This window comes from Ornithinibacter sp., from assembly GCF_035443565.1.
GTDB lineage: Bacteria > Actinomycetota > Actinomycetes > Actinomycetales > Dermatophilaceae > Fodinibacter.
This window is the reverse complement of sequence record NZ_DAORSO010000293.1, coordinates 1-1863: the sequence shown is the minus strand read 5'-3', so window position 1 is coordinate 1863 and position 1863 is coordinate 1. Positions and strand designations below refer to the sequence as shown.

Sequence of the window (1863 nt, the reverse complement as noted above, 5' to 3'; positions counted from 1 at the left end):
CCCGGGAGTTCCCTCCGCGACGGGCGGAGGTGGACGAGTCGGGCTGTAGGCCGGGTTCTGTCCCGTGTCGCTGTTGCCAGTGACGCGGTGACGGTCATCCATCTCGGGTGGCCGTTGCCGACCACCTCCAGCGCTCTACCCGTGTACTCGGGCGGGCCGCCCTCGAACGCACACTGTCTGAGCTTGCTCCGGATGGGGTTTACCGAGCCGACCTGGTCACCCAGGTCGCTGGTGGTCTCTTACACCACCGTTTCACCCTTACCCCGATCGCTTGCGCGGCCGGGGCGGTCTGTTCTCTGTGGCACTGTCCCGCGGGTCGCCCCGGGTGGCTGTTGGCCACCATCCTGCCCTTCGGAGCCCGGACCTTCCTCGGCGGTGGTTGCCCACCGACGCGACCGTCCGCCCGACTCGTCCGCCGTCAGTGTAGTGCCCGGTCGTGGGTCAAGAACCGGATCCGCCCTGGCCGGCGATCACGAACTCGAGCGCCCCTGCCGCGACGTCGGCGCGCACGAGGCGAACCGAGACGTGCTCCCCCAGCTCGACACCGCTGCCTCGACTGCGAGTCAGCACCGGCAGGTCGACCAGCTGGACGACGACACCCTTCTCGGTCCGGTCCACGATCACGGCGTCGAACAGCTCGCCCTCGCGTCCGACGAGCACCGCGGCCTCGGTGGCGTCCGCGCAGGCCCGATCGGCCGAGCGTGCGCGCTGGTCCGAGGTGCGCATGTGCGCGGCGAGGTCCGGCAGCGCCGCGCGCACGGCATCCGGAACCTCGTCGCCACGGCACACGGCCTCGCAGACCATGAGCCCGAAGCGGTCGACGAGCCGGCGCAGCGGTGCGGTCACGTGGGCGTAGGGAGCCGCGACCGCGGCGTGCTCGCGCTGCGCAGGGAGATCACCGTCGAAGGCGGTGTACCCGGCGCCGCGGAACAGCCCACTTGCCTCGTGGATGAGCGCCAGGTGGTGGGGGTCGGTGCGGTCCAGGGAGCGGATGAACTCGCCGTAGGGCATCGACTGGGGCCAGCTCGCCCCGAGCGCCCGCGCGACCCGGCGGTACTGGGCCACCGCACCGGCGGCCGGCGCCGGCATCGTCCGCAGCACGCCGACACCGGCCTCGAGCATCATCGAGGCCGCGGCCATCCCGGTGAGCAGCGAGATCTGCGCGTTCCACTCCTCGGCCGGCACGGGTGGCCGGAACTCGATGGTGAAGCCGCCGTCCGGACGCTCGACGATCTGTTGTTCCGGCATCGGCAGGCTCGCGCCCCCGCGGACCCGCTCACGCTCGATCCGGAGTTCACCGATCTCGCGCAAGAGCACGAAGCGCTCGTCGTCGCTGCCGGCATCGATGGCCGCCTGCACCTCGTCGTACGCCAGGCGCTGCACGCTGCGCACCATGGCCCGGTACACCTCGGACGACCCGAGCACGCCCTCGGCGTCGAGGCGCAGCTCCCAGACGAAGGCGGGCCGCACGGCATCCGGCAGCAGGCTCCCGGCCCCTTCCGAGAGCACCTCGGGGTGCAGCGGCACCCGCAGGTCCGGGCAGTAGACGGTCTGTCCGCGCTCACGGGTCACCGCGTCCAGGGCCCCACCGAGCCGCACGAAGGCAGGAACGTCGGCGATGGCGTAGCGCACCCGGTACCCGTTGCCGCCCCGCTCGAGGTGCATCGCCTGGTCGAGGTCCATCGACCCCGGCGGGTCCAGCGTGATGAACGGCAGGTGGGTCTCGTCGCGCTCGGGCATTGGCGGGGGCTGCGCCGCCACCCGTTCGGCCTCGGCCAGCGCCTCGGCCGGGTAGTCGAGGGTGAGGCCGAGGTCTGCGCGCACCGCCGCGAACCGGTCGCGCAGGTCTGCCAGCACACCGTC

General features: G+C 72.3%; 1 protein-coding gene and 1 other RNA gene. Both read right to left on the bottom strand.

Annotation, left to right across the window (positions count from 1 at the left end; translation table 11 throughout):
• Positions 1-30: 30 nt before the first annotated feature.
• An RNA gene (gene rnpB / locus PLL68_RS14575) (RNase P RNA component class A) lies at positions 31-411 on the bottom strand.
• A gap of 30 nt (positions 412-441) precedes the next feature.
• Positions 442-1857, bottom strand: a complete 1416-nt coding sequence (locus tag PLL68_RS14570) for an RNB domain-containing ribonuclease (RefSeq protein WP_324535314.1) — start codon at positions 1855-1857, stop codon at positions 442-444.
• Between the last annotated feature and the right edge of the window lie 6 nt (positions 1858-1863).